A 6,158-nucleotide genomic window follows, 5' to 3' on the forward strand; every position below is an offset into this window, starting at 1 on the left:
AACATCCGCTACGGCAACCTGGACGCCACCGAGGAACAGGTGATGGCCGCGGCCAAAGCCACCTTCGTGGACCGCTTTGTCCGCGCCCTGCCCGAGGGATACGACACCGTGATCGACGAGGAAGGCAACAACGTCAGTGCCGGCGAAAAGCAGCTCATCACCATTGCCCGCGCCTTCGTAGCCAACCCGTCGCTGCTCATCCTTGACGAAGCCACCAGCTCCGTTGACACCCGCACGGAGCTGCTGGTGCAGAAGGCCATGGCAGCGCTCCGTACGGACCGCACCAGCTTTGTGATCGCGCATCGGCTTTCCACCATCCGCGACGCCGACACCATCCTGGTGATGGAGAACGGCAGAATTGTTGAGCAGGGGAACCACAAGGTCCTCCTCGCTGCGGAAGGCGCCTACTACCGGCTGTACATGTCCCAGTTCGCCGGTGCGGATGCCGGGAACCTGCCGGTGGACGATTCGACGGCGGTGCACAGCTGAGCGCGCAGATGGAGACTCCCAGCGACGGCGGCCGGCGGATCGAGGTCCTGGTTCCCATGCGGTGGGGCGACATGGACGCGTACGGGCACATCAACAACGTACAGATCGTCCGGATGCTCGAGGAAGCGCGGATCGCCGCTTTCGGACCGCCGCGGGGAGCAGGGCTGCCCGGCATCGAGCCGCGTGTCTCCCTCTTCAATGACGTCCCCGAGGGAACCATGGCGCTGGTGGTGGATCACAAGATCCGCTACGTCAGGACGCTGGAGTACCGGAACGTCCCTGCCCTGGTCCAGGTCTGGATTGGCGCCGTCAAGGGAGCGAGCTTCGATATCCACTACCTCGTACAGGACCCTGTGACCCGGGAGGACTGCGTCAAGGCCAGCAGCCATTTGGCGTTTGTGGACGAAGCCACAGGCCGGGTGCAGCGGCTCACGCCGGAACAAAAGGAACGGCTGGCACCCTTCACAGCGTGAGCATGAGCTGCAGGCGCTCCGGCCGGTGCAGCCCGTTGCGCCGGAGCGGCCTGCATCGGAAACTAAGAACCCCAACCAAGGAGGAATAGGCATGGTCCAGAAAAAGACCTGGAAGGAAATGTCCCCGTCCGCAAAGGCCGGCACCATACTGGTGGCCATTGCACAGGTGTCCCTGTTGGTGGCGGCGCAGCGGGACATTTCGAAGCGCCCGGCAGCGATGATTAACGGTCCCAAGGCCGCGTGGCGGGCGGCGTCCTTCATCAACTTCATTGGGCCGGTGGGCTACTTTACGTTCGGCCGGAAGAAGCCGGGCCCGGTCACGTAGCCGCCCGGAAATGCCGGGTGGCACAGGGGCTCTGAGCGCCCGTCCAGCTTCACCCTGTAAATTTGAATCCATGACCCCCGCCTCCACTGCTGCCATGCCCCGTGCCCTCGGTGTCTCCCGGGAAATTGAGGAGGCTGCGTGGTTCGTGCTTGGCCCCGGGCTCCTCGGGAAGCCGTCCGCGCTGGATGGACGCACCATGACCTGGACGTCGGAGGCGGCAGCGGAGCTCCTGGACAGGCTGGAACGGGGTACCCCGGATCCGAAGGCACCCATGATGACCAACCTTCGGCAGAACCTCGAGGGCGCGTCCCGGGAAGCGAAGCAGCTGGCCGTGGAACTGCTGTTCCTGCAGTCGCTGCCCCTGGCCCACGAGGTGAAGTCGCTGAAGGTCAAGCGCGCCCGTGTGGCCGAAGCTGCCTCCTGGCTTGAGCCTCCGCTGGAGCTGCCCGAGGAGCTGTACCAGGGCCTCACCGACCACGGCGTCATCCGCGACCGGACCGCCGAGTTCAACTGGACCATCTGGGACCACCTGAAATGGCTCTGCCGTTTTGTGCAGCAGGTGGACCAGCAGACCACGGCGGACATTGCCCAAGCGCTGCAGGACCCGCTGAAGTTCCACCGCCTGGCCGCCGCCACCCCGGGGGACCAGCCCGCGATCCGCCGCAGCATTGAATTCCTCACCTGGCCCAGCTACTTCGAGCCCGTGGTGGCGGACGTGGAGCGCCAGGAAATCCGTGATGCCTTCGCGTCGCTGGTGGGCGGGGCAAAAGGTGACGCCGAAGAGGACATCACCGCAGACATCCACCGCATCCGCCTGCACCTTGATGAGCAGGCCGGGCAGCGCATTGACTGGTATGCCCGCCAGCTGGTCAGCCAGTGGCGCAAGGTGGGCGACCCCGGCCGACGGGCATGGCTGCTGCGCACGCACAGCGACAACACCGAGCTGCTCACCGCCTGGCAGGGCGAGGAAAAGGTGACGCTCGACGTCGAACATCTCCGCCTGCTGAGCCCGGGCGTCACGGCGGGGGTGGTACAGCATGCCGTGGACGAGGACTACAAGCACCTTGGCTACGTGGAGCGGGAGGACACAAAAACCGCTGTCTTTGCGTTCCTGACCGTGATGAAGCCCGGGGACCTGGCGCTTTACCAGCACGGCGGAAAGGTGCGGCTCGGCGTCGTACTCGGGGAGCCCGAACACAACGAGGACAACCGGCGGCTGCGTCGGAAGGTCCGCTGGTTCGACGAAGGCTACACCACCACCAGCCTTCCCCGCCACGTGCAGCGGCAGCTGGCCACCCCTGGGATCGTTGTGGACCTGACCAGGGTGGTGCAGGCGCTGCAGGGCCTGCTACCGGCAGAAGCGGAAACAGAACCCGACAGCGATGCTGAAGCCGCCGCCGTCATTCCTCCCGTCCAGGAGGGCTTCCGCCCGCTGACGCGCGAGTTCGCGGAGTCACTGCACATGGAGCTCGAGCCGCTCCAGGAGATCGCCGAGCTGCTGGAGGAGAACCGGCAGCTGGTGCTGTACGGTCCTCCGGGCACCGGCAAGACCTACCTGGCGAAGCACCTCGCGGCGGAACTGGCGGATGACACCACGGACGAGCGGGTCAAACTGGTCCAGTTCCACCCGTCGTATGCCTACGAGGACTTCTTCGAAGGCTACCGGCCGGACAAGACGGACGAAGGCCAGGTTTCCTTCAAACTTGTCGCCGGTCCGCTCCGCCGCCTCGCCGAAGAAGCGGCCAAGCCCGGAAACGAGAAGAAGCCCTACTTCCTCATCATCGACGAGATGAACCGGGCCAACCTCGCCAAGGTGTTCGGCGAGCTGTACTTCCTGCTGGAGTACCGCGATGACCGGATCTACCTGCAGTACAGCCCCAATGAGCCGTTCACGCTGCCGGACAACCTGTACATCATCGGCACCATGAACACCGCGGACCGGTCCATTGCCATGATGGATGCCGCCATCCGCCGTCGTTTTGCATTCATCGAGCTGCACCCGCAGACCGAACCGGTGAAGGGCTCGTTGACACGGTTCCTCGAGGCCCGGCAGCTGGACACCACTCCGGCTCTGCTGCTGGATGCCCTTAATGCCGCCATTGACGAGTGGGACCGGGACCTCATGATCGGCCCGTCGTACTTCATGAAGCCGGCAGCCCAAACCCCTGCCGGCTTGCGGCGGATCTGGAAGTATGAGCTGATGCCCCTGCTTGAGGAGCACTACCATGGCCAGCTGACCCGGGCCCAGCTCGAGGAACGCTTCGGACTGGACCGGCTGCTGGAACGCCTTGCAGGCCGTTGACCCGGGCGCATCTGTCCGGCACCTGGTGCTGGACGAACTGTCCCGCGGGATCGTGGAACGGCTGGATCCGGCCAGCGCCTCTTTCCTGAACGCCAGTGGCCTCGCCAAGGCGTCGCCCATGGGCCTTGGGCTGTACCGGATCGAGCCCGTGGGCAAGGTGGGCTCTGTACGGACCCCCACAGTGCAGCTGGACGTCCGGCCCAAGGACCGGTTGGGACTCAGCCGGCTCCTTTTCCTGCTGAGCTACGCGGGCGAACAGGGGTTCCGCCCCGACTCAGTTGCCGCCGTCGAGGACCGGGAGCTGTGGAGCGCACTGGCTCAGTCGTTGGCCCAGCTGGCCGAACGGGCCCTGGGACGCGGCGTGCTGCAGGGATACCGCACTGTGGACGAGTCGCTCCGAACGGTAAAAGGACGGATCCGCATCTCGGACCAGATCTCCCGGCGTCCCGGCATGCTGGTGCCCCTGGAAGTGTCCTACGACGAGTTCAGCGAGGACATCGCCGAAAACCGCATCCTCCTTGCCGCACTGGAGCGGATGGGCCAGGTGCCGCGGGTCCGCCCCGAGGTGCTGAGCCGGCTGCGCCAGCTCAAGGGAAAGCTCGACGCCGTCACCCGCCTTCCCGCCGGCGCTCCGCTCCCGCCGTGGACGGCCAGCCGGATGAACGTCCGCTACCACGCCGTCCTCCGCTTGGCGGAACTCATTCTCCGAAACGCCTCCGCTGAAGCCGGCCAGGGCAAGCAACAAACCGCTGCGTTCGTGGTGGACATGGCCCAGGTGTTTAAAGATTTTGTCGGCACCGCATTGCGGGAGGCGATGGCAGCCTACCCGGGGGAGCTCCGGCTGCAGTACAACGCACTCCTCAGCGAGGCGGTGCGGGACGCGGACCGGTTGTCCGTGCGGCCGGATGCCGTGCACTTGCTTGGAGGACGGCCCGTGGTTGTCTACAACACCAAGTACAAAGCCGCGTCCGACCTCGGTGCCTCGCTCACAGCAGACCACTACCAGATGCTCGCCCACTGCACTGCTTTGGCTGTGCCTACCGCCTGGCTGATCTACGCCGGGTCCGGTGAGGTCAAGCTGCGCCGCATCCTCAACACAGACATCGACGTTGTGGAGTTCCCGCTGGACCTGTCCCTGCCGCCGTCGGAAATCCTCGCCGCGATCGGGGACCTCGCCCGGCAGTCCTGGGGCGAGGTGGTTCGGCAGGCAGGCTAGACCGGAACCCGGAACGTGAACGTGGTTCCCCGGCCCAGGGCACTTTCCACCTCGATGGTCCCGCCGTGGGCCTCAACGATGGCCTTGCTGATCGGCAGGCCCAGACCGACGCCGGGAATGGCTGTCCTGCGGACGTTGCTGGTGCGGAAGAACTTGGCAAACACTTCTGAAGCGTCTTCGACGCTCATGCCCATACCGGTATCGCTGACCCGGCACGCCAGGTGGCCGTCCTCCTGCGCCAGCGAGACCACCACGTTGCCGCCGTCGGGGGAGTACTTGATGGCGTTGGACACCAGGTTGTCCAGAACCTGGGAAATCCGTGCCCCGTCCACGTGGGCCTCCAGCCGCTCCGGGGTCTCACCGGCCAGCACCACACCGGAAGCAGCCGCCCTGGGTATTGCCGAGGAAACGCTGGTGCGTACCAGTTCGGCCACGTCGACGGAGTGGGGCGTCACAATCAGCTGTCCGTTGCGGCTGGCAAGCAGATCACTGACCAACGTCAATAGCCGCTCCGAGTTCCTGCGGATGATCTCCAGCATGCTCCGCTGCGACTCCTCCGGGTCGTCCTCGAGCAGGATTTCCACGTATCCAAGAATTGACGTGAGGGGTGTCCGGAATTCATGCGAGACGCTGGAGACGAAGTCGTCCTTCGCTGTCAGCGCGTTGACGAGGTCCGTGACGTCGCTGAAAGCAATGACCGAACCGGAGAATTCGCCGTCGGCGTCCTTCATGGCCCGGGCAGTGGTGACAAAAGCCCGCTGCTCCTTGCCGGAGCCCAGCCACACAAGGTAGTCCGTGAAGGTTTCCCCGAGGACGGCACGGCGGACCGGGCGTTCCTCCACGGGAACCAAAGACTTCCGGTCCGGTCCGAAGACGAGCAACTGGGACTCGTTGGGGTCCGCTATGTCCTTGGGCCGCGCCAGTTCGTGGTTGGTCCGCTGCTTCCGGTTCATCAGCACGTCATGCCCGTCCGCGTCCACCGCCAGGACGCCCAGATGAACAGTGTCCAGGACGGTGTTCAACAGCGCTTCCTGGCGCTGGCTGGTGCGCAAATTGGCCTGCAGTTGTGCGTCCTTTTCTTCCAGCTCCCGCTGCTGGCGGGTCATGCTCAAGGTTAAGACGCTGACGGAGACCCCGATCCCAAGCATCATGACGGGCAGGAGCAGTGACCGGGCCAGGTCCTGTCCCGTGACATTGCCCTTCAGCACTAAAGGGACCCAGATAATCGCCAGCGGCGCCAGGAAAGACAGCCACAAAGCAGCCCTCGGGTAGTACCCGGAAGCGCACAGCCAAATCACCGGGAACACGGTAAGCAGGCTGATACCCGTCAGGCTCTCCTGCCCGCCTTCCCTG

At 65.1% G+C, this 6,158-nt stretch carries 6 protein-coding genes; 5 read left to right on the plus strand and 1 reads right to left on the minus strand.

Annotation, left to right across the window (positions count from 1 at the left end):
- From AC5RWX_RS29020 to AC5RWX_RS29040, 5 genes are all read left to right on the plus strand, one after another.
- Window positions 1-489 (plus strand): ATP-binding cassette domain-containing protein (locus AC5RWX_RS29020; protein ID WP_494099696.1); only part of this gene is annotated, 489 nt, incomplete at its 5' end.
- Between the two features lie 56 nt (window positions 490-545).
- Window positions 546-962, plus strand: a complete 417-nt coding sequence (locus AC5RWX_RS29025; protein ID WP_494099701.1) for an acyl-CoA thioesterase — start codon at window positions 546-548, stop codon at window positions 960-962.
- Window positions 963-1,053: 91 nt separating this feature from the next.
- Window positions 1,054-1,287, plus strand: coding sequence for a PLDc N-terminal domain-containing protein (locus AC5RWX_RS29030; protein WP_494099697.1), 234 nt, complete (start codon window positions 1,054-1,056; stop codon window positions 1,285-1,287).
- 70 nt (window positions 1,288-1,357) lie between these two features.
- A complete protein-coding gene (locus tag AC5RWX_RS29035) occupies window positions 1,358-3,589 on the plus strand; it encodes an McrB family protein (RefSeq protein ID WP_494099698.1) in 2,232 nt (743 codons plus the stop codon).
- On the plus strand, window positions 3,576-4,805 hold the full coding sequence (locus AC5RWX_RS29040; protein WP_494099699.1) for a 5-methylcytosine restriction system specificity protein McrC: 1,230 nt from the start codon (window positions 3,576-3,578) through the stop codon (window positions 4,803-4,805). The genes AC5RWX_RS29035 and AC5RWX_RS29040 overlap by 14 nt, the downstream gene beginning before the upstream one ends.
- Here AC5RWX_RS29040 and AC5RWX_RS29045 read toward each other — a convergent pair.
- Window positions 4,802-6,158: sensor histidine kinase (locus tag AC5RWX_RS29045; RefSeq protein WP_494099700.1), on the minus strand; the 1,357-nt coding region annotated here is incomplete at its 5' end. The two genes, AC5RWX_RS29040 and AC5RWX_RS29045, sit on opposite strands and share 4 nt — an antisense overlap.

The organism is Arthrobacter sp. SPT-J7 (genome assembly GCF_059089965.1).